This is a genomic window from Pseudomonas sp. UBA7530, assembly GCF_002479365.1.
Lineage (GTDB): Bacteria > Pseudomonadota > Gammaproteobacteria > Pseudomonadales > Pseudomonadaceae > Aquipseudomonas.
On the sequence record NZ_DLMS01000003.1, the window covers coordinates 186,805 to 211,164 of the forward strand.

Annotated in this window: 27 protein-coding genes and 3 pseudogenes; 14 read left to right on the forward strand and 16 right to left on the reverse strand. The window is 62.5% G+C overall.

The window, feature by feature from the left end:
• Positions 1 to 7: 7 nt before the first annotated feature.
• A complete protein-coding gene (locus B2U07_RS06805; protein WP_296276466.1) occupies positions 8 to 682 on the forward strand; it encodes a DUF1028 domain-containing protein in 675 nt (224 codons plus the stop codon).
• Here the strand turns inward: B2U07_RS06805 and zapE are convergent.
• Genes zapE through B2U07_RS06820 form a run of 3 tightly spaced genes read right to left on the reverse strand, consistent with a single transcriptional unit; the run spans position 679 to position 3,280 of the window.
• A complete protein-coding gene (gene zapE / locus B2U07_RS06810; protein ID WP_296276468.1) occupies positions 679 to 1,812 on the reverse strand; it encodes a cell division protein ZapE in 1,134 nt (377 codons plus the stop codon). The genes B2U07_RS06805 and zapE overlap by 4 nt on opposite strands.
• Positions 1,809 to 2,693: a carbon-nitrogen hydrolase family protein gene (locus B2U07_RS06815; protein ID WP_296276470.1), complete on the reverse strand. Its 885-nt coding sequence runs from the start codon at positions 2,691 to 2,693 to the stop codon at positions 1,809 to 1,811. Before B2U07_RS06815 ends, zapE begins: the two co-directional genes overlap by 4 nt.
• Positions 2,690 to 3,280 (reverse strand): GNAT family N-acetyltransferase, encoded by a 591-nt coding sequence (locus B2U07_RS06820; RefSeq protein ID WP_296276471.1) that lies wholly within the window; start codon positions 3,278 to 3,280, stop codon positions 2,690 to 2,692. The genes B2U07_RS06815 and B2U07_RS06820 overlap by 4 nt, the downstream gene beginning before the upstream one ends.
• A 112-nt stretch (positions 3,281 to 3,392) precedes the next feature.
• Here B2U07_RS06820 and B2U07_RS06825 point away from each other — a divergent pair, with 112 nt between their 5' ends.
• Complete coding sequence (locus B2U07_RS06825) at positions 3,393 to 3,791, forward strand: nuclear transport factor 2 family protein (protein ID WP_197856188.1); 399 nt, start codon at positions 3,393 to 3,395, stop codon at positions 3,789 to 3,791.
• A gap of 231 nt (positions 3,792 to 4,022) precedes the next feature.
• Here B2U07_RS06825 and B2U07_RS06830 read toward each other — a convergent pair whose 3' ends face one another.
• From B2U07_RS06830 to B2U07_RS06865, 8 genes are all read right to left on the reverse strand, one after another.
• On the reverse strand, positions 4,023 to 4,325 hold the full coding sequence (locus B2U07_RS06830) for a ribbon-helix-helix domain-containing protein (RefSeq protein ID WP_296276473.1): 303 nt from the start codon (positions 4,323 to 4,325) through the stop codon (positions 4,023 to 4,025).
• A gap of 250 nt (positions 4,326 to 4,575) precedes the next feature.
• The gene (locus tag B2U07_RS06835) at positions 4,576 to 5,160 is read right to left on the reverse strand and encodes a DJ-1/PfpI family protein (RefSeq protein WP_296276750.1); all 585 of its coding nucleotides are present in this window, start codon (positions 5,158 to 5,160) and stop codon (positions 4,576 to 4,578) included.
• 279 nt (positions 5,161 to 5,439) lie between these two features.
• The gene (locus B2U07_RS06840) at positions 5,440 to 6,351 is read right to left on the reverse strand and encodes an SDR family oxidoreductase (RefSeq protein WP_296276475.1); all 912 of its coding nucleotides are present in this window, start codon (positions 6,349 to 6,351) and stop codon (positions 5,440 to 5,442) included.
• Positions 6,352 to 6,462: 111 nt separating this feature from the next.
• A complete protein-coding gene (locus B2U07_RS06845) occupies positions 6,463 to 6,792 on the reverse strand; it encodes a hypothetical protein (RefSeq protein ID WP_296276477.1) in 330 nt (109 codons plus the stop codon).
• Positions 6,793 to 6,888: 96 nt separating this feature from the next.
• Entirely contained in the window at positions 6,889 to 7,419 is a 531-nt protein-coding gene (locus tag B2U07_RS06850) for a DUF1569 domain-containing protein (RefSeq protein ID WP_296276479.1), read from the reverse strand.
• Entirely contained in the window at positions 7,412 to 8,305 is an 894-nt protein-coding gene (locus B2U07_RS06855; protein ID WP_197856192.1) for an alpha/beta fold hydrolase, read from the reverse strand. The genes B2U07_RS06850 and B2U07_RS06855 overlap by 8 nt, the downstream gene beginning before the upstream one ends.
• On the reverse strand, positions 8,302 to 9,078 hold the full coding sequence (locus B2U07_RS06860; protein ID WP_296276482.1) for a class II aldolase/adducin family protein: 777 nt from the start codon (positions 9,076 to 9,078) through the stop codon (positions 8,302 to 8,304). The genes B2U07_RS06855 and B2U07_RS06860 overlap by 4 nt, the downstream gene beginning before the upstream one ends.
• A gap of 205 nt (positions 9,079 to 9,283) precedes the next feature.
• Positions 9,284 to 9,733: a flavodoxin gene (locus B2U07_RS06865; RefSeq protein WP_296276484.1), complete on the reverse strand. Its 450-nt coding sequence runs from the start codon at positions 9,731 to 9,733 to the stop codon at positions 9,284 to 9,286.
• Positions 9,734 to 9,835: 102 nt separating this feature from the next.
• Between B2U07_RS06865 and B2U07_RS06870 the strand changes: the two genes are divergently transcribed.
• Positions 9,836 to 10,282 carry a PAS domain-containing protein gene (locus tag B2U07_RS06870; RefSeq protein WP_296276487.1) on the forward strand — a complete coding sequence of 149 codons (447 nt, stop codon included), beginning with the start codon at positions 9,836 to 9,838 and terminating at the stop codon, positions 10,280 to 10,282.
• 66 nt (positions 10,283 to 10,348) lie between these two features.
• Entirely contained in the window at positions 10,349 to 10,957 is a 609-nt protein-coding gene (locus B2U07_RS06875; RefSeq protein WP_296276489.1) for a PilZ domain-containing protein, read from the forward strand.
• A gap of 22 nt (positions 10,958 to 10,979) precedes the next feature.
• Here the strand turns inward: B2U07_RS06875 and B2U07_RS06880 are convergent, their stop codons facing one another.
• Complete coding sequence (locus B2U07_RS06880) at positions 10,980 to 11,933, reverse strand: MerR family transcriptional regulator (RefSeq protein WP_296276491.1); 954 nt, start codon at positions 11,931 to 11,933, stop codon at positions 10,980 to 10,982.
• A gap of 407 nt (positions 11,934 to 12,340) precedes the next feature.
• Between B2U07_RS06880 and B2U07_RS06885 the strand changes: the two genes are divergently transcribed.
• The 7 genes from B2U07_RS06885 (at position 12,341) to B2U07_RS06915 (ending at position 16,339) form a co-directional block, all read left to right on the forward strand.
• On the forward strand, positions 12,341 to 12,907 hold the full coding sequence (locus tag B2U07_RS06885) for an antibiotic biosynthesis monooxygenase (RefSeq protein WP_296276493.1): 567 nt from the start codon (positions 12,341 to 12,343) through the stop codon (positions 12,905 to 12,907).
• A gap of 312 nt (positions 12,908 to 13,219) precedes the next feature.
• Positions 13,220 to 13,930, forward strand: a complete 711-nt coding sequence (folM, locus tag B2U07_RS06890) for a dihydromonapterin reductase (RefSeq protein WP_296276494.1) — start codon at positions 13,220 to 13,222, stop codon at positions 13,928 to 13,930.
• A gap of 22 nt (positions 13,931 to 13,952) precedes the next feature.
• A complete protein-coding gene (gene folE, locus B2U07_RS06895) occupies positions 13,953 to 14,513 on the forward strand; it encodes a GTP cyclohydrolase I FolE (RefSeq protein WP_197856200.1) in 561 nt (186 codons plus the stop codon).
• On the forward strand, positions 14,513 to 14,884 hold the full coding sequence (folX, locus tag B2U07_RS06900) for a dihydroneopterin triphosphate 2'-epimerase (protein WP_024309111.1): 372 nt from the start codon (positions 14,513 to 14,515) through the stop codon (positions 14,882 to 14,884). The genes folE and folX overlap by 1 nt, the downstream gene beginning before the upstream one ends.
• A gap of 75 nt (positions 14,885 to 14,959) precedes the next feature.
• A complete protein-coding gene (locus tag B2U07_RS06905; protein WP_296269745.1) occupies positions 14,960 to 15,253 on the forward strand; it encodes a DUF1244 domain-containing protein in 294 nt (97 codons plus the stop codon).
• Positions 15,250 to 15,591 carry a HopJ type III effector protein gene (locus tag B2U07_RS06910; RefSeq protein ID WP_296276496.1) on the forward strand — a complete coding sequence of 114 codons (342 nt, stop codon included), beginning with the start codon at positions 15,250 to 15,252 and terminating at the stop codon, positions 15,589 to 15,591. Before B2U07_RS06905 ends, B2U07_RS06910 begins: the two co-directional genes overlap by 4 nt.
• A gap of 160 nt (positions 15,592 to 15,751) precedes the next feature.
• On the forward strand, positions 15,752 to 16,339 hold the full coding sequence (locus B2U07_RS06915; RefSeq protein ID WP_296276498.1) for a putative glycolipid-binding domain-containing protein: 588 nt from the start codon (positions 15,752 to 15,754) through the stop codon (positions 16,337 to 16,339).
• A 9-nt stretch (positions 16,340 to 16,348) separates the two neighbouring features.
• Here the strand turns inward: B2U07_RS06915 and B2U07_RS06920 are convergent, their stop codons facing one another.
• Entirely contained in the window at positions 16,349 to 16,678 is a 330-nt protein-coding gene (locus B2U07_RS06920) for an AzlD domain-containing protein (protein ID WP_013716688.1), read from the reverse strand.
• Positions 16,678 to 17,388, reverse strand: coding sequence for an AzlC family ABC transporter permease (locus tag B2U07_RS06925; RefSeq protein ID WP_296276500.1), 711 nt, complete (start codon positions 17,386 to 17,388; stop codon positions 16,678 to 16,680). Before B2U07_RS06925 ends, B2U07_RS06920 begins: the two co-directional genes overlap by 1 nt.
• 507 nt (positions 17,389 to 17,895) lie before the next feature.
• Here B2U07_RS06925 and B2U07_RS06930 point away from each other — a divergent pair.
• Positions 17,896 to 19,551, forward strand: a complete 1,656-nt coding sequence (locus B2U07_RS06930) for a methyl-accepting chemotaxis protein (RefSeq protein ID WP_296276503.1) — start codon at positions 17,896 to 17,898, stop codon at positions 19,549 to 19,551.
• Between the two features lie 393 nt (positions 19,552 to 19,944).
• On the opposite strand, the pseudogene B2U07_RS23065 reads toward B2U07_RS06930, so the two are convergent.
• Together B2U07_RS23065 and B2U07_RS23070 are read right to left on the reverse strand one after the other, a co-directional pair.
• Positions 19,945 to 20,451, reverse strand: a pseudogene (locus B2U07_RS23065) (methyl-accepting chemotaxis protein); the annotation flags it as partial.
• Between the two features lie 348 nt (positions 20,452 to 20,799).
• Positions 20,800 to 21,885, reverse strand: a pseudogene (locus tag B2U07_RS23070) (cache domain-containing protein); the annotation flags it as partial.
• A 603-nt stretch (positions 21,886 to 22,488) separates the two neighbouring features.
• On the opposite strand from B2U07_RS23070, the pseudogene B2U07_RS23075 reads away from it, so the two are divergent.
• A pseudogene (locus tag B2U07_RS23075) lies at positions 22,489 to 23,472 on the forward strand (nitrate- and nitrite sensing domain-containing protein); the annotation flags it as partial.
• Entirely contained in the window at positions 23,464 to 24,330 is an 867-nt protein-coding gene (locus B2U07_RS23080; protein WP_419096328.1) for a methyl-accepting chemotaxis protein, read from the forward strand. The pseudogene B2U07_RS23075 and the gene B2U07_RS23080, both read left to right, overlap by 9 nt.
• Positions 24,331 to 24,360: the final 30 nt, after the last annotated feature.

Below are 24,360 nucleotides of genomic sequence, written 5' to 3' on the forward strand. Positions count from 1 at the left end.
AGTCGCCATGACCTTTTCCATCATCGCCCGTTGCCCGCGCAGCGGTCAGTTCGGCGTCGCTGCGGCCACCGCCATGCCCGCCGTCGGCAAACTGCTCAGCCACGCCGCAGCCGGTGCCGGCGCGGTGGCGACTCAGGCGCAGGTCAATCCCTATCTCGGCCTGGACGGCCTGGCGCTGCTGCGCCAGGGTCTTTCGGCGCAGGAAGCGCTGGAGCGACTAAAAAAAACCGATCCCTGCATGGAGCTGCGCCAGTGCGCGCTGATCGACGCTCAGGGCGACAGCGCCTGCTGGACCGGCGAAAAGTGTATTCCCTGGGCTGGTTCGCTGAGCGGCGAGCAGTTCTCCGTACAGGGCAACCGCCTGGTCGGCCCGCAGGTACTCGACGCCGTCGCCGAAGCTTTTCACCAAGCCGAGGAACGTCCGCTGATCGAGCGCCTGATCGAGGCGCTGGCGGCCGGTGACCGTTGCGGTGGCGACCGGCACGGCGAATCCTCGGCAGTGATCTACGTGGTCGATCAGGAGGAGTATCCGCTGTGGGACATCCGCGTCGACCATCATCTCGATCCGGTGGCCGAGCTGCGCCGCCTGCATGACGTGTTCGCCCGTGAAGTGCTGCCGGAGATTCTCGCCATGCCGACCCGTGACAACCCGGCCGGCAAGGCGGCGGAAGACTCGGTCTAGGCGCCCGCCCGCTTGGCAGGAGCGGCAAAACGCTCCAGCTGCATCTCGCGCAAACGGCTCAGCGTGCGACGAAAGGCAAAGTCGAGGTAGCCCTGGGTGTACAGGTCAGCCAGCGCCACCTCGGCTTCGATATACAGCGGCACGCGGCGGTCGTAGCACTCGTCGACCAGGGCGATGAAGCGGCGTACCGCATCGTCGTTGCGCGACAGCGCGGGCAGCTGTCGATCCCCGGCGTCGACGCGCTCGGCAGCGTCTTCGGTACCACGGGCGATGCGTCCCTCGCGTTGCTCGCCGCCCAGGCGCGGCACTTCGCCCAGTAGAATGACGGGGAAGCGCTCGCACAGTTCGATAAAATCGGATGCGGCCAGCGGCTGTTCACACAGATTGGTGAAGCGACACCACAGCGCCGCCGGACTATGACCGAGAGCCAAGACACGACGATGAGCCAATTCGACCGGCTCGCGACTAATGGTTTGCCCCTCGCTCAGACGAGTGAACAGCTCACCCAACGCCTGCGGCTGCTGCACCCAGTAGCGTTGCACCTCGGCACCGGGATGCAGGCGATGATCCTGCTCACCGTCCACGGCCACCACCTGCATATGCGCCTCGAGCGCGGCGATCGCCGGCAGGAAGCGCTCGCGGTTGTAGCCCTCGGCGTAGAGCTGATCCGGCGGTTGGTTGGAGGTCGCCACCAGCACCACGTCCTGCTCCACCACCAGGCTGAGCAGACGGCCGAGCAACATGGCGTCACCGATGTCGCTGACGAACAGCTCGTCGAAGCACAGCACGCGCACTTCGCGCCCCAACTCCTCGGCCAGCAGGCGCAGCGGATCGGCATTGCCGGTGAGTTGGAACTGCCGACGGTGCACCCACTGCATGAAATGATGAAAATGCTGCCGCCGCGCCGGTACGCGCAGGCTGTTGTAGAAGCTGTCCATCAGCCAGGTCTTGCCGCGCCCTACCGGCCCCCAGAGGTATACGCCGAGCGGGCGTTCACCACGATGCACAGCCTCATGGCAGTGCTGCAACGCCTCCACGGCACGGCGCTGCGCGGCATCGGCGATGAAACCGCGAGCCAGCGCCCGTTCGTAGGCGGCCAGCGGCGAATCCGGTGTCTGCGGGGCGTTCACCGCAGCACCAGCCGGCCGCCTTCGAACTGCCGCGGCCAGTCGCGCCGGGTGAACACCTGACCCTGCTCGCGCACGCGGCGCACCTCGGCCAGATCCAGCTCGGCGATCAGCCAGTGGCTGCGCGTGGGGCACAGTTCCTCGCTCTCTGCGATCACGCCATTGGCCGGCATGCCGTAGTCCGACGGCACGTACAGCCCGGCGCGGCCGACGTTCTCGTCCAGCGCCGGCGACCAGGGCGCCAGGCCAACCGTAGGCGACTGCAGCACGGCGATCTGGTTTTCCAGGGCACGGGCCTGGGCACCGATGCGTACGCGATAAAAGCCTGCCTCGGTATCGGTACAGCTGGGCGCCAGGATCAGGTCGACCCCGGCCTCGGCCAGGGTGCGCGCCAGCAGCGGGAATTCGTTGTCGTAGCAGATCAGGATGCCCAGCTTGCCCAGCGGCGTGTCGAATACCTTGAGGCCGCTGCCTGCCGCGATCTGCCACTGCTCCAGCTCGAAGCGGGTCATCATCAGCTTGTCCTGGCTACCCAGGCAGCCGTCCGGGCCGAACAGCCAGGCACGGTTGCGGTAGACGCCGTCGTCATCCAGCACCGCCACCGAACCGGGTTGCAGATGAATCTTCAATCGGCGCGCCAGGCTCTCGCACAATTGCAGCCAGCGCGGCAGCAGCGCCTGGATGCCGGCGATGGAGCCGTGCAGGTCGCTGCGCTCAGCTTCCGGCAACTGCCCGGTCAGCACCAGGCCGGCGTATTCCGGCAGCAAGAGCAGCTCGGCGCCCCGCCCGGCCGCCTCCTCGCATAGCGTGGTCAGGTGTTCGGCGTAGGCGTCCCAACTCGTCAGCAGGTCGATGTGATATTGGCAGGCGGCAACCTTGATCATGAAGCGAGTTCCTTCAACCAGAACGACATGGGCTTGGCCGATTCCTCGGCTTCATCCAGGTCGCGCCAGTGGTATTGAGTGTGCAATTGGGGATGATGGCGATAGCCGCGACGCGCCCAGAAGGCGTCCAGCGGCTGATAGCCCGCAGGCCGGCGCGGGTGATCGGCCGGGCGCAGCACGGCGCAGAAGGCGCACCAGTCGAAGCAACCCAATTTACGCGCATGTGCTTCGCGTTCGGCGAAGAAGCGTACGCCTAGGCCACGCCCGCGCCAGCCCGGCAACACCACCGACTCGGCGCAGTAGAAGATGCGCGCGGGATCCCAGCCTGCCGAGAGGAACGGCTGCTGGAATTCCACAGTTTCGTCAGCCAACGGCAGCGCCGTGGACGCACCGACTACCCGGCCCTCGTCACGCACCAGCACGCACAGGCTGTCGGCGCTGCGCACATAGGTGTCGAGGTACTCGGCCTCGTAATCGAAGCTGCCGTCGTAGAGGTAGGGGAATTCGCGGAAGACGGTGATCCGCAAATGCGCCAGGTCTTCGATGTGGGGCGCTATCTGCGGCCCCTGGAGCAATTCGATGTCCATCTGCAGTCGTTCACCAGCAGCAAGGTGACGCCGGCGGCTATGCCGGCAAGAAAGCGCGAACTTATCATGCGTGCCAACCCACCACTAACCACGCTACGAAAGGAACTTAGCCATGACCGCCACCGAACTGGTACAGGCCTACTACGCCGCCTTCAACGCCGGCGACATGCCCGCCTTCCTCGACCTGCTGGCCGAGGACGTGGTGCACGACATCAATCAGGGCGAGCGCCAAGTTGGCAAGGCCACCTTCGCTGCCTTCATGGACAAGATGAACCGCTGCTACCGCGAGCGCCTGGCCGACATCGTGGTCATGCAGAACGCCGAAGGCACCCGCGCCGCCGCCGAATTCGTGGTGCACGGCGAGTACCTGGCCGACGACGAAGGCCTGCCCCCGGCCAACGGCCAGACCTACGTGTTGCCGGCCGGCGCTTTCTTCGAAATCAGGAATGGCAAGGTCGCGCGCATCAGCAATTACTACAACCTCAATGATTGGGTTGCGCAGGTCGGCTGACTACAACGAGGCCCGGCGGGCCAAGGTATAGGCATAGCCAATTACCGAAATAGAGACAATCCGTTTTATCAATCGAAGCGCTTCTCCGATCATGCACGCCTGTTCACCAGCCCCTACAGGAGTAACCTCGAATGAGCCTGATCAAGCGCTTCTTCCAGCCAGCCCAATCGGTCCAGCAGGCAGCAACGCCTAGCGCACAGGAGCACCCGAATTTCTGGATGTACCAGTGATTCAACCGGCCGCGCCGACCACCCGCAGCGGCACCTGACGCCCGGCCTTCTGCGCCAAGTAACGGGTGCAGCTGACGCGCAGGAACGAGGCGAAGTTGACCACTTCGCCGCGAAAGTCCATGACCTCCTCGTACAGTTTGGCGATCAGCTGGTTGGTAGTCATGCCGTCGACTTCGGCGATCTCACGCAGGATGTCCCAGAACTGGTTCTCCAAGCGCAGGGTGGTCACCACGCCGCGGATGCGCAACGAAAGCGAGCGCGACTCATAGAGAATGGGATCGGCCTTTACATAGAGCTCGCACATCCGCTTTATCTCCTCACTAGCGTCGTAGCCCGGATGCAATCCGGGATGCCGGAAATGGTGCGACCCCGGATTGCATCCGGGCTACTTTGGTTAACAGTCCATTGAAAAACATAGGTGAGGCAGCCAGTACAACGCAAAAACAGGCGAAAGAGCGCAGTTTACGAGCTGTAAATGAGCATTTTGATCGGACTCGCGCACGAGCCTGTTTTTAACGCTGCAATGGCAACGCAGATAGTTTTTCAACGGCCTGTTAAAGGCGAATCTCTGTGCCCAGCACCTTGAGAAACGCCGCCAGCCAGGCCGGGTGCGCTGGCCAGGCCGGCGCAGTGACCAGCTTGCCCTGCACATGCGCCTGATCCACCGCGATGTCTACGTACTTGCCGCCGGCCAATGTCACTTCCGGCGCACAGGCAGGATAGGCGCTGCATTCGCGCCCTTCCAGCACACCCGCGGCCGCCAGCAACTGGGCACCGTGGCAGACGGCAGCGATGGGCTTGTCAGCCGCGGCGAACGCCTTTACCAGAGCCACGACCTCACCATTGAGGCGCAGATATTCCGGCGCGCGTCCACCGGGAATGACCAGAGCGTCGTACTCCTCGGCACGCACCTTGGCGAAATCGAAGTTCAGTGCAAAATTGTGCCCCGGCTTCTCGCTGTAGGTCTGGTCGCCCTCGAAATCGTGGATGGCGGTGCGCACCGTCTGCCCGGTGACCTTGTCCGGACAGACCGCGTGCACGGTGTGGCCGATCATCTGCAGCGCCTGGAACGGCACCATGGTTTCGTAATCCTCGGCGTAGTCGCCGACCAGCATGAGAATCTTCTTGGCAGCCATGATCGTCTCCTGAAGGTAGGTGGAACGAACGCCATTATTCGCCCCTGTTTCTTCCGACAGGTAACAGCCGGGTACTACTGCACTACACGCCGTCGCTTCGGCGACCAGCCTGAACGACGGAAGGCCTGGTAAGAATTGCAGCAGCCGGATGAAAGGCCGCAACCAGAGCCATAGGCCAGTCGCGTTCAACCACCTCCCGTTCGAGGGCGCGGCCAGGCTCAGAAAAACTGCTGCAATAAAAAAGGCCGACATCGCTGTCGGCCTTCTACACCCGCTTATCGCTCAGAGCGCATATTTTTGCAGGTTCGCCATCATTTCCTTGAGCGCCTCGACGTTATCCGCCGGGTGCGCAGCGCCTTCGAAATCGCAGATGCGCTGCCACTGGGCGGCGATGTCATCGGGGCTAAAACCAGCCTTGGGATCGAAGCCGGCGCCCAGGCTGCGCTCCCAACGCACCTTGCCGACCCAGCCGCCGCCAACCTCAAACAGGCCGCCGGTGTCCTGGCAGGTCGCACTGCCGAGATAAACCACCAGCGGGCTGACCAGCTCAGGCTTGAGCTGCTCGAATACCTGCGGCGGGATCAGGCCTTCGGTCATGCGCGTGGCGCCAGTTGGCGCGATGGCGTTGACCAGGATGTTGTTCTTGCGGCCCTCGATGGCCAGGGTGCGAGTCAGGCCGTAGACGCCAAGCTTGGCCATGCCGTAGTTGCTCTGGCCAAAATTGCCGTAAATTCCGGAGGTGGACGAGGTGAAGATCACGCGGCCAAAGTTCTGTTCGCGCAAATAAGGCCAGGCGGCGTGGGTGGTCTTGTAGGCGCCTTCGACATGAACCTTGTAGACCAAGTCCCAGTCGGCGTCTTCCATCTTGTGAAAGCTCTTGTCGCGCAGGATGCCGGCGTTATTGACCAGCACATCTATACGACCGAAATGATCAAGCGCGGTCTGTACGATCTTGTCGCCATCGGTGACCGAATCGTGGTTGGCCACTGCAGTGCCGCCGAAGGCGCGAATCTCTTCAACTACCTTGTCAGCAGCGGAGGCATTGGCGCCTTCACCGTGCGTGCTACCACCCAGATCATTAACCACCACTTTGGCGCCATGGCGGGCGAACAATAGTGCATGGGCTCGGCCCAGGCCACCGCCAGCACCGGTGACTATGACCACTTGATCTTCGAAACGGATGGCATCGCTCATCGACAGCTTCCTCGGGCAGGTTGTGAATGCCCCGAGTGTCAGGCAGCCCCGCGTGCTTCACAAGGCGCGCGGGGCCCCTGAATGACGGCCGATAATGCGACCTTATACGCGTTAGCTACCGGAGCCAGAGCCCGAGCCACTGCCCCCGGTCCCGGAACCACCGGTGCCAGTGCCGGAACCACCGGTCCCAGTGCCGCCAGTGCCGGTACCATTACCCGAGCCGCCACCGCTACCGCCGGGGTTGCCATCGGTGTTGGGACCCTGAACCGGTGGGATGCCTTCGCCATCATCCGCCGGGTTCATCGGGTTGGTGTCCCCAGGAGTCATGGGCGTGGTCGGCCCCGGAGTATCCGGAGTATCGGCCTCGCCGGCCGCGAAGGCAGGCAGTGTCATTGTGCCCAGAATCCCGCTCAACAGCAGTGCAGATAACTTCTTGTTCATGAGTAACCTCGACTTTTCTGTGAGTGACACAGTTACTGAGTCACTCACCGTTGCGTAGGTTCGACAAAAATTATCGCAGCTGCAGCCCGGCCCATTTCACGCCAGACGAATCAGGCTCAGGTGGTTGTACAAATGCAGTACGTGCGCTTGGGCATATTCGCCGTGCTCCAGCGAGCCATAGGCGAAGTGAGGCTGCAGCGCGCCCTGATGCGCGGCGAAACGCGCAAAGGCCGCCTGCAGCCGCTGCAGAGCCAGTGCCTGGCTGGCCGGCTCGCTCAGATCGGCCGCGCCGGGAATGGCCTCGTCCAGGGGATGGCGCATGGCGCCGCGGGCGCTGAACACAGCGAAAGCGGCAGGTCCCAGGCTGTGGCGAAACCAGGCCGGCTTCAATTCGGGATAGCCGTCGATGGAGTAATCGATGCTCTGCGCACAATGATTGAACACCTCGCTCGGGCTCCAGCCGCTAACGCTATGCAGTGCCCTGCCCTGCAGATCCGCCAGTACCCGACGCGCCCCATCCAGGCTGACCGCGGCAGGCCGCGGGCCAGTTGGTAATGCCCAGTAACCGGCGCCGAGCACGGCAGCTCCGCTTACTGCTGCGCCTTTGAGTAGGGTACGTCTACGCATGCAAGCTCCTTGCGTGGCGAAACTCAAGATAATGTTCGAGCACCGCAGCCGGGGCTTCGATTTGCGGATAGTGGCCGATGCCATCGAGCAGCACGGTATCGGCGTCTGCGATCAGCTCGCGGTAGCGCGCCACCATGTGCGCGCCTGAAATCGGATCGAAGGCGCCATCGATCACCCGCATCGGCACTGCAGTGGCCTGCATCGCCGTGACCCAGCGCTGCCGCTGCTGGCGCCGTTCGGGCATGTAGCGGATCAGGCGATGCATGACGGCCGGGCCGTTGTTGTGCTTCACCAGTTGCCACAGCGCATCCAGCTCGACGTCGCTGGCCTGAGTCTGCGGACCGAAGATGCGGGCAAAACTCTGCGCCAGCTTGCGCCGCGAGAACAATCTGCCGAGCAACGGCCCAAGCGGCCCGAGCAGCAATTTCTGCACACGCACCGGATGATGCGTTTCGGGGAACAGACCGCCATTGAGGAACACGCAACTGGCCAGTTGCAGGTGTCCGTCCTGATGCCGGGCGATCAGTTCCTGGGCCACGCTGTCGCCATAATCGTGTGCCAGCACGTGCATCGGTCGCCGTTCACCGACATGGGCCAGCAGTGCCTGCTGCAGGTCGGCCTGCTCCAGCAGACTGTAGGCATGACCGCGCGGCTTGGCCGAATAGCCGAAGCCGAGCATGTCGCAGGCGATCAGCCGATAACGCGCAGCCAGCGGCGCCCACAGGCGGTGCCAGTCCCAGCTGGCGCTGGGAAAGCCGTGAATCAGCAGCAGCGGCTCGGCTTCGGCGTCACCGGCAAGCCAGTAACGGATGGCGTAACCGCGAAAGTCCAGCGTCTGACCCTGCGCGCGCCACTGCTCCAGGGCGATGCCCGGCAGCTCGCTCACTGGTCGTAACCCGGCATCTGCTGGTCCAGCTTGCGCAGCAGCGCCGGCCAGGGCAGCGAGCCGCCCATGCCCTGCGGCGTTTTCATCACGCCGGCGATCATCGTCCGCGCACCATCGAGAATCTGCTGCGGAATATGGATCAGCTCGGCGCCGCCGCTCTGTGCCATGACTTGGATCTCGCAGGCCCTCTGCAGGATGAACATGCCGAGGAAGGCATCGGCGATACCGCCAAAAGCGGTGAGCAGGCCGTGGTTGGGCAGGATCATGAAGTTCTTGTCGCCCAGGTCGGCCTGAAGCCGCGCCTTCTCGTCATGGTTCAGCGCCACCCCCTCGTAGCCGTGGTAGGCCAGGCTGGCGAGGACGAACAGCGACTGCTGCGACAACGGCAGCAGGCCCTGCTTCTGCGCCGACACGGCGATGCCCGCCGGGGTGTGGATGTGCAGCACGCAGCCCACGTCGTGGCGCACCTCGTGCACCGCGCTGTGGATGGTGTAACCGGCAGGATTGATGTCGAACGGGCTGTCCATCAGCTTGCTGCCCGCCAGATCGACCTTGACCAGGCTGGATGCGGTGATCTCGTGGAACATCAAGCCATAGGGGTTGATGAGGAAATCCTCGGTCCCCGGCACCTTGGCGGAAATATGGGTGAAGATCAGGTCATCCCAGCCATAGAGCGCGATCAGCCTGTAGCAGGCGGCTAGATCGACGCGCGTGCGCCATTCGGCTTCGGAGACCTGATTTTTCACGGCAGGGATTTTCAGCGGAGCATTCACGGCGGCACCTCGATGTTCTTGTTGATCGGTGGTGTCCGCAGTCTAGCCATGCGCCTGCATGGCGGTAGTTGCCGTGGCAGCCATGTTGATGGCTTTGCGGGTCAAAGCGCCCATGTACCCTGGGGCGATAAGGGCTTATTCGCTGCCCTTATCGATCAATCAAGCCTGCCCTGCTGCGGCCAGCAATGACGCGCGCGCCGGCAGATCAGGCCTTCAGGGCCGCTGCGAAGGCTTGCAGCCAGGGCTCGGCGTCGGTTTCCGGGGTGACGGTTTCGCTGGAGTCCAGACGCAGCATCTCGACCACTTCGCGCAGGCCCAACTCGGCATAGAGTTCGCGGATCAGTTCACCACCGCCGCAGAACGAGTCGTAGCTGGAGTCGCCCAGCGCCAACACCGCCCCCGGCTTGCCAGCCCAGGCCGGGAGGCAGTCGCGGATCTCGCTGTACAACGGCAGCAGATTGTCCGGCAGCTCGCCCATGCCGGTAGTGGAAGTGACGGTAAGGAAGGCGTCCGGGGCGAAGGCCAGCAGCTCATCGAGGTTCATGTCCGCTTTGTACCAGGCTTCCAGCCCGGCGGCCTTGAGTTGACGTTCGGCGTGGCGTGCGACTTCTTCGGCCGTGCCGTAGACTGAACCCGAGACGATGGCGACTTTCATGAAAACTCCAGAAACAGGAAAAACGCCGCACATTATGCAGCAAGTGGAAAGCCCGACCCGATGTTTTAGAATGCAGCGCATATCCATCGCGGAATTGGACCCATGATCAATGCCAAGCTGCTGCAACTGGTAGTCGACGCCTCCAACGATGGGATCGTGGTGGCCGAGCAAGAGGGTGAGGACAATATTCTGATCTACGCCAACGCGGCGTTCGAACGCCTCACCGGCTACTCCTGTGACGATATTCTTTATCAGGATTGCCGCTTCCTGCAGTCCGGAGATCGCGCCCAGATCGGCTTGCAGGCCATTCGCGATGCAGTCAAGGCGAGCAAACCCTGCCGCCAGATCATTCGCAACTACCGCAGGGATGGCAGCGCCTTCTGGAACGAGCTGTCGATCACGCCGGTACTCAACGAAAGCGATCAACTGACCTATTACATCGGCATTCAGAAAGACGTTACCGAGCAAGTCGAAGCCAGGCAGCGTGTGCGCGAACTCGAGACCGAAGTGACCAGGCTTAAGGCTGAATTGGCACTTCTGAAAAGCTGACGAACGGCAAAACTATCGTTCGTGACGGCAGTCAAAGAGGTTTACCCTCCTTGCAGTATCAATTCCATGCAAAGCGACCCGCTGCTGACCCAGGACGAGCTGGACTTCATCCAGCAGACTCTCTCCACGCCTCCGCATGCGCGACGCCCGAGCGTAGCGCCGCAACTTGCGCTGGGCGAGCGACTCAGTGAACTGCTGAGCCGGCTGGGCGATGAAGAGCACGTTAGCCTGGATACCCACAGCGACAATCAACACCTCAGCTTCCCGCTGCGCCTCATTCAGGATGAACAAAGCCATTCACGCCTGGAGCTGGGTGCGCCTCTGATCTTCGAGCAAGGGGTGAGCGAGCGGCCTTGGCGTTTGGTCTTGCCCACGACGCTGGCGTTACTGGACAGCAGAGAGCGGCCCAGCGGCCTGCAAGCGCTGGAGCTGTCCAATAGCGGAATGTTGGTGGAATACCGCAAGGCTGGCACACCGGCTAAGGATCAGCTGCTGCAATTGCTGTTGCCTCAGGAGCAGCGTGTTCAATTGCGCGCCCGACTGGTCAGACGTGTCAGCAAAACGCGCTACGCCTACAGCCTGCAGACGCTGCATGCCGAAGACGAGCAGACATTGCGCCAATACCTGTTCGATCGGCACAGCGAGCAGCAACTGCACACTGTAACCGTCGACTGAAATACCGATGGTGCAGGCCGTCTCAGGTATCCAGACGGCCCGCGAGGTACTGCTGCAAACGACGCTGCATCAGGCGGCCCTCGTTACCCAGGCAGGCGATGGGCGAGCCAGCGAGGCTCTCCTCGGCCAGATCGGCACTGTCACCGGCAAGCGCCACCGGACACTCCAGGCTGAGCGCCAGGCGTACAAGCTGCCGTAGTAATTCCTCACCAGGCGGTTGATTACTGAAGAATACCAACGCCTGCGGGCGCATGCGCTCGCAAACCAGAGTCAGATCGGTCATCGGCACACCTGGCCCCATCACCGTGACCTCGATGTCCTGACTACCGAGGAGCAAGGCCGCGACCAGTAATTCGAGTTCACGGCAGTGGCTGGGTAGCGCCACCAGCAGCACCCGTTCGCGGGACTCGCCTCGGCTTAATTGCAGGCGTTGCCAGCAACGCCCACGCAGGAAGCCATCGAGCAGCAACCACTCGGCGCGCTGGCCCACCTCGTCCTGACGCAGGAGCAACTCCTGCCAGATCGGCATGAGAATGTCCTGAAAGACCACCGGCAGCGGGTAACAGGAAAAGATCTGCCCGTACAGACGTTCGAGGCGGGCCTCGTCGAAGTTCTGCAGCGCGCTGCGCAGCTGATCCTGCCACTGACTCCAGTCGTCACTGCTGACATCGTCGTAAGCCGGAGCGGCAACACTGCGACTGCTGGCGCGCTTGGCCAGAATCGAGCCGACCTTGCTGACCGCCACGCCACGCTCGATCCAGGCCAGGATGCTGCGTACCGCGTCGATGTCAGCCTGCGAATAGAGGCGATGGCCGCTGTCTGTCCGCGTCGGCTGGATCAGGCCGTAACGCCGCTCCCAGGCACGCAGGGTGACCGGGTTGACGCCAGTAAGGCGCGATACCTCGCGAATGGGGAACAACTCTTCCTGCTTCAAAGCACTGGACGCAAGCGATGTGACGGAGGCGAATTCAGGCATGGCTTCGGGCATCACGGCAATGAATTAAGCGGTCATTGTAACTTAGCATCGGAAAGCTGACATTGTGCAAAAATTATACAAGATGAGCCAAGGCATAATTGTTCTGTCCTTAGAGCTGTTATTACCATGACAACCGCCCATCCTGTCGATTCGCTAGGCGTCTGATCGCACCAGCTTTCTGGAAATAACGGCCGCCTGCCTCCATCTGGCGCATCCCCGCACCCCGACGGGGCGGCGCACTGCCACAACGACGTCCTGTGCGCAGCGACGTTCGCCATCGGGAGGGGCTAGCTAATTTTCATGGAACGGGAATAATCCTTGCTGCACTTTTCATCGAGCACACCACCCCGTGTTCGATCGTGCCGACGCCACACCCGGCTGACGGCAAATATTCGAGGAGATACACAATGTCCCCCGTTACCCTGATGGTGGCGCGCCGCGTCGCCAATGGCCGTTATCACGACTTCATCGCCTGGCTGCGTGAAGGCGAGCACCTGGCCACCGACTTTCCCGGCTATCTCGGCTCCGGCGTATTGGCTCCGCCTGCCGGCGACGACGAATTCCAGATCGTTTTCCGTTTCAGCGACGAACAGACCATGGCCTCCTGGGAGCATTCCGCTTCGCGCCAGGCCTGGCTCCAGCGCGGCGCTGGGCTCTTCGCTCAACCCCAGGAAAAGCGCGCAGTGGGTCTCGACGCTTGGTTCGGCAGCGCCCACCACCAGCCACCACGCTGGAAGCAGAGCGTAGCGATCTGGCTGGCGTTCTTTCCGGTTTCCCTGGCCTTCAACCTGCTGTTCGGCCCCTGGCTCGCCGATCTGTCACTGACCATGCGTGTGTTGTTGTCGACACTGGCCCTGACGCCACTGATGACCTACCTGTTCATTCCGCTTTCCACTCGCCTGCTCGAACCCTGGTTACAAGGCAACTACCCGCAACGCCTGAGCAAACGAGCCGCCAGCATCGGCAAATCCTGAATGTGCTTTGTCCCTATCGGCCAGCCTCGAGCTGGCCGATTTCATTTGTATAAGCCAGCACCTATACAAAAATAAAACTCGTATAAGCGAGGTACAAAAACGCCCCACTCTAGACTCCGTGATAAAAAGCCTTGTAACTCAGCAAAATAGGCAAAATCGTCAAGCCTGATAGCAAAACCACATGACGCCCATGGTTGTACAACCTGCGGCTCTGGTATAGCTTTACCTTCGGCCTGGTGAATGCCGCCTGCCACTGGTCAGGTATCCCGAGGCGGTATGAACCAGGCCTTCATTCAAATCTGCGAGTCGTACATGAGCGCTGCCAGCTTCCCCATCCTGATCACCGGCGCCGGCCAGAGGGTTGGCCTGTACTGCGCCGAGCGCCTGCTCGACGAAGGCCAGTCGGTCATCGTCAGCTACCGTCAGGAGCGCGACAGCATCGGCCGACTGCGTGAGCGCGGCGCAATTGCTCTGCAGGCCGACTTCAGCGATGAAGTGGGGATTCTCGCCTTCATCGACAGCCTCAAGGCGCAGTGCAGCGGCCTGCGCGCGATCGTCCACAACGCCTCGCAATGGCTGGCCGAAATGCCGGGCGATGAAGCCGAAGCCTTCCGCCAGCTGTTCAGCGTGCACATGCTTGCCCCTTACCTGATCAACCTGCATTGCAGCGACCTGTTGCTGCAGTCGGAATACGCCGACATCGTTCACGTCAGCGACGACGTGGTACGCAAGGGCAGCGCCAATCGCCCCGCCTACTGCGCCAGCAAGGCCGGCCTGGAGAGCCTGACGCTGTCTTTCGCCGCGCGCCTGGCTCCACGTATCAAGGTCAACGCCATCGCCCCGGCGCTGCTGATGTTCAACGAAGGCGATGACCAGGCCTACCGAACCAGGGCCCTGGCCAAATCAGCGCTGGGCATAGAACCCGGCCCGCAGGCCTTCTACCAGAGTTTGCGCTATCTGCTGGACAGCCCCTACGTAACCGGAACCACCCTTACCCTCAACGGCGGCCGCCACCTCAAGTGAGGCGACTGCCCAGGACACTGCCATGAGCGAACCCCTATCCCAGCAATACCGCGAAATCATCAAGGGCCTCGGTGAAAACCCGGAGCGCGAGGGCCTGCTCGACACCCCGAAGCGGGCCGCCAAGGCCATGCAGTACCTTTGCCATGGCTATCAGCAGTCGCTGGAGGAGATCGTGGGCAGCGCGCTGTTCGAGTCCGACAATGACGAGATGGTCATCGTCAAGGACATCGAGCTGTACTCGCTGTGCGAGCACCACCTGCTGCCCTTCATCGGCAAGGCGCATGTCGCCTACATCCCCACCGGCAAGGTGCTCGGGCTGTCGAAAGTGGCGCGCATCGTCGACATGTACGCACGTCGCCTGCAGATTCAGGAGAACCTGACCAAACAGATTGCCGACGCGATTCAGCGCGTGACCAACGCTGCCGGTGTCGCCGTGGTGATCGAGGCCAAGCATATGTGCATGATGATGCGCGGCGTGGAGAAGCAGAACTCGGTGATGAGCAGCTCGGTGATGCTTGGCGCGTTCCGCGAGTCCTGCAACACTCGCCATGAATTTCTGCAGTTGATCGGACGGAACAACTAATGCCGCGACTGGAACCCGGAATGGCGCGCATCCGCGTCAAGGACCTGCGCCTGCGCACCTACATCGGCATCAAGGAAGAGGAGATCAACAACAAGCAGGACGTGCTGATCAACCTGACCATCCTCTACCCGGCGGTCGACGCCGTGCAGGTCAATGACATCGAACACGCCCTGAACTACCGCACCATCACCAAGGCGATCATCGCCCACGTAGAAGGCAATCGTTTCGCCCTGCTCGAACGCCTGACTCAGGAAATTCTTGACCTGGTCATGGCTCACCAGGCTGTGCGTTATGCCGAAGTCGAAGTGGACAAGCCGCACGCTCTGCGTTTCGCCGAGTCGGTATCCATCACCCTCGCTGGCCACCGCTGACAGCTTCCACCTGGCGGCTTGCCGCTCCCCGGCGACGCTTTTATCATCGCCGCCACCATCTCCGGAGAGCCCACCATGACCGAGCAAGAACGCCTCGAACTGGAAGCTGCAGCCTTTCGCGCCCTGGTCCAGCACCTGCGCACGCGCCCCGACGTGCAGAATATCGACCTGATGAACCTGGCCGGTTTCTGCCGCAACTGCCTGTCGAAATGGTACAAGGCCGCCGCCGACGACCTCGGCGTCGACGTCAGCGCCGATCAGGCCCGCGAGACCGTGTACGGCATGCCCTATGCCGACTGGAAGGCCAAGTATCAGAAAGAAGCGTCGGCCGAACAGCAGGCCGCATTTGCCAAAGGAAAGCATCAATGACCGCTCTGAACGAACTGCGTAGCCGCCTGCAGCAGGACGATTACGCCTTCAGTGAAACTCTGGCCTTCGTTGCCGAGCACTACGACTATCAGCCCAGCGCCTTTCGCAATGGCGACGTAGATAACGCTGCGGGGCAGAACGAAGGCTCCTGCAAGACCCTGGGCCTGGCGCTGCTGGAAGGTTTGAGCAAGGACGAGGCGCTACGCGCCTTTGGCGAACACTACCGCAGCGTACTGGCCACACCGCAGGGCAGCGATCACGGCAACATTCGTGCACTGATGGCCCACGGCCTGGAAGGCGTGAAGTTCGAGCTGCAAGCGCTCAAGCGCAAAGCCTGAACCGGTAGCGCAAAAATTTGCACTCTTGTCGGCAAAAGCTGACAGACATCACACTGACATCGCTTTATGCTGCGCGCCTACAATTCATCGAATACGAGGGAACGTGTTCCGCGCGCAGTCGCCCTTCCCTCCTGTTTCGCATCCGGCATGGAGTCGAGCGATGCAGCAGACCTTGGTATGGAAGCCCAGGCACACCCCCGGCGTGGAAACGCTCCGCCTGAATCAGGATGCCCATGGCATTCACGCCACCAGCCACCTCATGCAGGTCATCAGGGGCAACAGCATCGCTGCCAACTACCTGATCGACTGCGACGCACGCTGGCGCTTCCGCCGCCTCTGGCTCAAGGTCGACAACCACGGCCAACGCAAGCTTTCCCTGGAGCGAGACCTGCGCGGCAACTGGCTGCTCAATGGCGAGCTGCGCCCCGAATTGCAGCGATGCCAGCACGTCATGCTGTCCGCCTCGCCCTTCACCCACACGCCCTTGCTACAACGTAGCGCCCTGGAAACCGGGCAAAGCGACGAGATGCAGGTCGCCTACATCGATCTCGTCAACCTCAAGGTGGAGCCGCGCCAGCAACGCTACCAGTGCCTGCTCCGCCGCCCTGGGGAAAACCTCTATCGCAGCCAGGCCGAAAACCAGGCGCAGGAAGAGTTGAGCGTCGACGACCAGGTGCTGCTGCTCAACGCCAACGAACAATACCTGCGCCAGAACCCGCGCGAGCTGAAGGCCAGCGCGCAGGTCTGACACACCGCACTAGATCGGCAACTGACCGAACGCCCAACGCAACAGGAAGAACACCAGCAGCCCACCGCCAATGGTCGCCAGCAAGTGCCGCGTGAACGCGGCGATGGCGATGGCGGCAACGCCCGCCAGCAGGTAGGCGTTGTTCCAGGTCAGTGCCCAGTGCTGCCCGTCAGGCAGCAGCATGCCGGGCACCACGATAGCCGTGAGCACGGCCGTTGGCACATAGTGCAGCCCCTGCCTGACCAGGGGTGGAAAACGCAGGTCAGGGAAGGCGAACAGGCTGTAGCGGGTTACGAAGGTGATCGCCAGCATGCCCAGGATCAGCAACCAGATATCCATCAGACCAACTCCCCCTGCAGCGCCGGCTTGCGCCGCTCCAACCAGACGCCGACGACGATGCCGCTGGCCGCAGCAGCCATCAGGCCGAGCTTGTACGGCAAGGCATGGCAGGCCAGCGCCACGGCGCCCGCGACCAGGGCCGCAGCCACCTGCGGCCGGTTGCGCAGCATGGGTACGACGATGCCGATGAACGTCGCCAGCATGGCGAAGTCCAGCCCCCACTCGCCGATGTTCGGCACTGCCTGGCCAAACAGCACACCCACCAGCGTGCACAGCTGCCAGTTGCAGTACATGGCCAATGCCGCGCCGAAAAAATACCAATGGCGATAGGTATCCTGGTCGCTACGCGCATAGCGCTGTACCATCACCGCATAGGCCTCGTCGGTCAGGCCGAAGGCCAGCGGCACGCGCCAGCGCTTGGGCAAGTGGCGCACGTGGGGCTGCATGCTGGCGCTGTACAGGGCATGACGCAGATTGACCACGAAGGTGGTCAGCAGCACTACGGCAATGCCGGCGCCACCGGCCAGCAGGCTGATGGCGATGAACTGGGCGGAGCCGGCGAACACCAGCGCGGACATGCCCAGTGTCTGCCAGGGATCGAGCCCGGCGGCGCCAGCCAGACTGCCGAAGATGATGCCGAAGGGAATGGCGCCGAGCAGCATCGGCAGCATATCGCGGGCGCCTTGAGTGAATTCGTGATGACGGGACATGGAACCTCCTTGGGCAGCCGAGCTTAACTGGGCCACCGAAGCAGGTCTTGAACGTTCTTGCGCAACTGAACGAAGCGGCACGAAACCGCCGCGAGGCAGTGTCAGCTCCCGCGACTCTACCCCACCGAACCTGAAGCAAAAGACGTCATTTTGCCACTATTAACGTAGCGAAGCGCGGCGCCGATATCTGTCCTAGACTCGCTCATAATGATGGCCGCTCACTGACAGTGGGCTTCCTGAGTGAAGCGCAGGCCGGGTTGCGCAAAAGCGCCAATACACCGGCCCCTCTCTGCTATGAACAAGACATGGCCCCACTCGCGACAGGTGAGGCCAATGTTGAAAAACCATGCCAGCCATTTTTCTGGCCGGCGCATGGAGCGTCATGCCAGCTGACGTCCCGCCGAGGCACTGCAGCTGGTGCGGGCACCTTACTGGCCGCGGTCATTGCTCTTGCGTGCACTCGAGCGATTCCGCTTATGCCGTTTCACGTTCACAGCAGGTGTATTTATGTCCTCAAATGCTGCCCGTTTTTCCACCCGTAGCCTGCTTTATGCGAGCTACGCCTGCCTACTTGCTCTGATGCTACTGATCGCTGGCGTCTCTCTCTACAACCTTGCCAGCTCTGATCGTGAATTCTCCGCTTATATCAACGGTGTAGAGGCACGCACCCGTCTGGCCAGCGAGGTAAACGACACGGTGAAGGAGCGAGCCATCGTTCTGCGTAACCTTGCGCTCAACAGTGTACCGGCCGAACGGGCACAGCAACGTACACTTATTGCGGCGCACGAGAAGCACGTGGTCGACAGCCTAGCGGCATTGCGCCAGGCGATGACCACGCACGACGATGTTTCAGCCACGGGCCACGAGATGCTCGCACGTATCGAGCAAGTGGAAGCACGCTATAGCCCGGTCGCTCATACCATTGCCGAGCACCTGTTCGCTGGTGAAGACACCGAGGCCGCGCGCATGGTCAAGGAGCAGTGCACTCCCCTGCTCGAGGAGCTGACCAAGACCATCGACGAGTACCTGATTCATACCACGGACGTCGCCAACCAGCGGGTACTCGCCAACGAGGCGCAATACCTGAAGCAGCGCAACATGCTGATCACCATCACCGTGTTCAGTTTCGTTATCGCTGCCGTACTGGGAAATATGATCAGCCGCTACCTGTTGGGTGCCCTGGGCGCCGAGCCGAGCGATCTGAACCGCATCGCACAGCGCGTGGCAGAGGGCGATCTGCGCACCATGGAGCAAGCCGTAAACTGCGCGGAAAACAGCGTGCTCGCCGCGCTACAACGCATGCAACAGAACCTGCGCCAAGTCACTCAGGGCATCGACAACTCATCGCGCACCGTGGCCCATTCCAGCCAGGAGCTCAGCGAATCAAGCCTGCGTAATGCCGAGAGCGTGGCCCAGGCACAGCGAGAAGTGGAGCAGATCGTTACCGCCGTTCACGAGATGGCTGCCACCGTGCAGGACGTGGCGCGCAGCGCCGAATCCGCCGCACAAGCCGCCAGCGAGGCCGACGAGGCTGCAGCGCAAAGCCAACAGAAGGCAGGGCATGCGGTCAGCCTGATCGGCGAACTGGCGCAGGTGATCGACAACTCCAGCGAAGCCATGGGCCGCCTGAAGGCCGAAAGCAGCAACATCGGCAGCGTGCTCGACGTGATCAAGTCGGTAGCGGACCAGACCAACCTGCTGGCGCTCAATGCCGCCATCGAGGCCGCTCGTGCCGGCGAGGCCGGGCGTGGCTTCGCCGTGGTCGCCGATGAGGTGCGCAGCCTGGCGCGCCGTACCCAGGAGGCTACCACCGAGATCGAGGGCTTGATCGCCAGCCTGCAGAAGATCGCCGATGAAACCTCACGCTACATGGAGCGCTGCCAGAGCTCCAGCTCACAGTCGGTTTCCGGTGTATCGGAGGCTGGCGAAGCGGTGGCGCGGATCGTCGCCATGATCGAGCGCATCAACGGCATGAACCAGCAGATCGCCACCGCAGCCGAGCAACAGACGGCTGTGGCCGAGGAAATCGGCCGCGGCATCGTCTCGGTACGTGACAGTACGGAGCAATCGGCCTTCGCCTTCCAGCATGCGCAGCAGGAAAGCGAAAGCCTCGCGCGTACCAGCGAGGCGTTGCGCGGGAACATCGCCCGCTTCCAGCTGTAACGATGCAGCCCTGCGGCTTGCAACGAGCCACAGGGCGCTGACTGATTATCTCGGCAACAATCCCCGCGCCGGCGCAGCGACCTCCGTTTCACCAGCCCGGTGATCCCCCTCCCCTGAACGTCGCCTGGATCCGCGATCGCATAGCCCACGATTGCAGACCGGCATGTGCACGGACATTCAGATGATCGCGGCTGTGCCGCCCGGCACAGTGACTGCATGGAGGCTCGTCAGGAGTTGACGAGGTGGGAGTATCCTGCCGATACGCGTCAGAGAACCCTGGTCATGGAGCACGCCAGAGCTCGGCAGAACGCCAGGCATTGCAATGCGGTATGGCAGGCCTGAAACGAAGGCCAGAGAATGGCGCCGCATGGTTCATGCGGCGCCGCAGTCAGGCTAGGCGCGGAACCGCCCGACCAGTCCGTGCAGTTGCTCGGACAGTTGCGCCAGCTCCTGCGAATCGCGGTGCGCCGACTGCGCCAGGTTCTCCACCAGCAGCGCGTCATTCTGGATCTGGGCGATATGGCGGTTGATGTCCTCGGCGACCTGATGCTGTTCTTCCGCGGCAGTGGCGATCTGGGTGTTCTGATCGCGGATATGGTCCACCGCGCCGCGAATCTGCTCGAAGCTGTGGCTCGCCAGGCTGATGCGCTCGACGCTGGCTTGCGACATCTCCAGGCTGTTCTGCATCTGCCGGGTGACTTCCTGCGTGCGTCGCGCCAGGCCACCGAGCAGGCTGTCGATCTCGCCGGTGGAGTCTGCGGTACGCTGCGCCAGGGCCCGAACCTCGTCGGCCACCACCGCGAAGCCTCGTCCCTGATCACCGGCACGGGCGGCCTCGATGGCTGCGTTGAGCGCCAGCAGGTTGGTCTGCTCGGCAATCGAACGAATGGTGCCGAGAATCGCGTTGATGTTCTGGCTGTCCTGTTCCAGCGCCTGCAGCGCCAGCGCCGACTGCTTGAGGTTGTCGCTCAGGCGCGACACGCTGTCGGTGGCATCCTCGATCTGCGCCTGCCCGGCATGCACCTGGCGTTGGCCATCATCGGCAGAGGTGGCGGCCTCACTGCACGAGCGCGCCACCTCGTTGGCGGTGGCGACCATCTCGTTGAAGGCCGTCGACACCATCTCCACTGCACCGCGTTGGCGCTCGGCCACGTCGGTCATGTCCTGGGCAACCCGCGTCGAGCCATCGGAGGTCTGACGCAGGGCAGCCGAGGCCTCGATGATGCGCTGCACCAACTGACGGATAGTACCGAGGAACTGGTTGAACCAGCGCGCCAGCAGGGCCGTTTCGTCCTTGCCCTGGATATTCAGGCTGCGCGTCAGGTCACCTTCACCCTGCGCGATACCTTCCAGGCCGCTCGCCACGCTGCGAATCGGGTTGACGATCAGCTTGGCGAACAGGGTCCCGACCATGGCGAACACCAGACCCAGGATCAGCACGATCACGCCGACCTGCCAGGCCAGGTCATTGGCCTTGGCCATGACCTCGTCGTGCTCGATCAGGCCGATGAAGCGCCAGCCCAATGTCGGCGACGACCAGATATTGGCCATGTAATGGGTGCCGTTGAGTTCGATTTCCAGCAAGCCGTCGGCGCCAGCCATGCGCGCGTAGTCACCACCGAGATCGGCAAGGGATTTGAAGTTGTTCCCGGCATTCTGCGGGTCGACCAGAACGTTGCCGCTGTCCTCCACCAGCATCAGGTAGCCGGTCTGGCCAATCTTGATCTGCTTGACCAGATCGGTGAGCTGCTTCAGCGAGACGTCGAGGCCGACCACGCCGGCGATCGTGCCCTGCGTGTCGTTGACGGTGCGCACCGTCCCGATCAGCACGGCATCGTCAGGCGCCCAGTAGTAGGCGGCGGTGCGCTGCGTTTTGCCCGGCGCCGACATCGCGGTCTTGTACCAGGGACGTATGCGCGGATCGTAACTGCTGAGCCCCGGATCGCTCGGCCAGATGGCATAGCCGCCGTCCACTCGCCCGTACGAAAGATAGGCCGTGGTCGGATGGGACTTGGCGAAGCGGTCGAAGATGCTTTCCAGCTCCTGGTTGGATTCCGGCAGCGGAGTGCTTGCCGCGTCCGCCGAGGAATAGTTCTTCAGGGTCGGAGCGGCGGTCATCTGCGGCAGGCTCGCCAGGTACTCGACGTTCTCGGTGATGCCCTTGAAGAACATGCCCATGGCGTTGTCGATCTGGCGTATCTCGCGAGAGCTGCCATCGAGGAAGTCGGCCTCAGCCTGCGCACGCAGGTTGTAGATGACCACAGCTGCAACCAGGAGGATGGGCAGGCACGCGATAGCGACAAACGCACAGGTCAGCTTTTGTTTGATATTCATTCGATGAAGCCCTCGAGGGTAGTGGGTTCACCAGGCGCGCGCGCGACGACGAACCCTCAGGGACATTATCGGCTCGGCGATGAATGACTTGAGATGGCAAAGCGACCTGTTGCTGTCAGTCAAAGACCTGCTGCTGATTTCGTCTAATCTGCCCGCGAACCGCCCCGGCCCCGTCGAATGTTGTCAGCGATCACAAAAAAATCATTAAAGAAAAGGCAAAGACGCACGATGTCCTACGTGCCAGATTCTGACCTGATGTCGTTCCTGGCTGAAACCCGCTTTCTTTACAGCTAGCGGGCCAACACTCCCATCCACCTACCACCCTAGAAGCAGCCGATACAACGAAGCACAACAACTACAACACCGCACTAACAGGGTGGCACCGAAGTCCCTCGCCATCTGTTCAGTAGTCAGCCGGATAGCTGATGAAAATCGTCGTAATTTCGCCTGCCAACTATTCAATCCAAGACGATGAGGCCATGGAAGATGCTAAAAAATGCCCCGCTTAGCGTGAAGCTACTGCTCATACTGATATTCCCCCTGCTTGGTTTCCTGGCGTTCGCTGGTGTCTATGTCGCGGGCAAGTACCAGACCCTGACCGATATGGATCGCACCGTGACCGCCAGCGGCGCGGCACAGAAGATCAGCGCCGTGATCACCGCCCTGCAGCGCGAACGCGGCGCCAGCGGCGTGTTCATCGGCAGCAGCGGCACCGCCATGCGTGACAAGCTGGCCGAGTTTCGCCGTGACAGCGACGCCGCGACGGGCCATCTGCGCGCCCTGGCACAGGGCTCGAACGACATGAACGAGGCCCTGCGCGCGCTCGACGAACTGGGCACGCTGCGTCCGCAGGTCGATGCGCTATCGCTGAACAGCACCGACTCGGGCATCCGCTACACCAACCTGATCAAGACCCTGATCGGCTTCACCCACGCCCTCGAGGCGAGCGTCGAAAACCCGCAGATCCTGCGTGCGCTGGGTTCCCTCAACCAGTTCGTGGAAATGAAGGAACGCGCCGGGCGCGAGCGCGTGCTGCTAGGCCTGAGCTTCAATCAGGATCATTTCGACGCCGAGCTGTTGTCGCGTTTCAGCCGCAACCTGGGCGAATTCTCGGCCTATCTGGATGCCTTCGAACGCCGCGCCTCCACCAGCTTCCGCAACAAGCTCGACAACGCGCTGCAGCAACCCGACTCGCAAGAGGTGGCGCGCCTGCAACGCCTGGCCTTCGAAACCCCGCTCGGCGCCCCGCTGGGCATCAAGCCCGAAGACTGGTTCAGGCTTGCCACCAGCCGCATCGACCTGATGGGCCAGCTCGAGGCCGAACTCGGCCAGAGCGTCGGCGACCTGGCGACCCAGGCGCGCGACGAAGCCGCCAGCAGCCTGTGGCTGACCATCGCAGCCATACTGGGCGTGCTGTCCGCCGTGGTGGTGCTGTCGCTGCTGATCATCCGCAACATCAAATCGGCGGTCAGCGATGTCAATCAGACCCTGGTGGCCCTGGCCAGACGCGATCTGACCGCGCACACGAGCTATGAAGGCGGCGACGAGTTCGGCGTCATCGCGCGCAACCTCAACAACATGGCCCAGCAGATCAGGGAAGTGATCGAGGAAATCGGTGGCGCTGCGGCGCAGGTCGCCACCGCCGCCGAAGAATCCTCGGCCGTGGCCCTGCAGACCAGCCAGAACGTGGCGCAACAGCGCCAGGGCACCGATCAGGTGGCCACCGCCATCAACGAGATGAGCGCCACCGTGCGTGATGTGGCGCGCAGCACCACCGAAGCCGCGGAAATGTCGCGCCGGGTCAATGACAGTACGCTGCAGGGCAAGACCGAGATCGAGAGCACCGTGCGTCTGGTCCAGGCCCTGTCGACGCAGGCCGAGCAGACAGCCGGCATCATTGTCGAACTCAAGCGCGAGAGTGATGCGATTTCCTCGGTACTCGACGTGATCCGTGGCGTCGCCGAACAGACCAACCTGCTGGCCCTCAACGCCGCCATCGAAGCGGCCCGTGCCGGCGAACAGGGTCGTGGCTTTGCCGTGGTAGCCGACGAGGTGCGTCAGCTGGCGCAGAAGACCCAGGACTCTACCGTCAGCATTCAGCAGATGATCAGCAACCTGCAGAGCGGCTCCGACCGCGCCGCCAGCTCCATGCAGGAAACCTTGGACAAGGCCCAGGCCGGCGCCAACAACGTGGTCCGGGCTGGCGACCTGTTGGTGGAGATCGCCGACGGTATCGCCAGCATCAGCGACCGCAATATCCAGGTGGCCTCGGCCGCCGAGGAGCAAAGCCTGGTATCGGAGGAGATCAACCGCAATGTCAATGAGATCAACGACCTGGTCATCCAGGTCAGCGCCGCTGCCGAACAGACCGCCGTGACCAGTCGCGAACTGGCGCGCCTGGCCGATCACCAGCAGCAACTGGTGAACCGCTTCAAGGTAGGCTGAGACGTCGCGCCGCTCGGCCTGCCCCAAAGG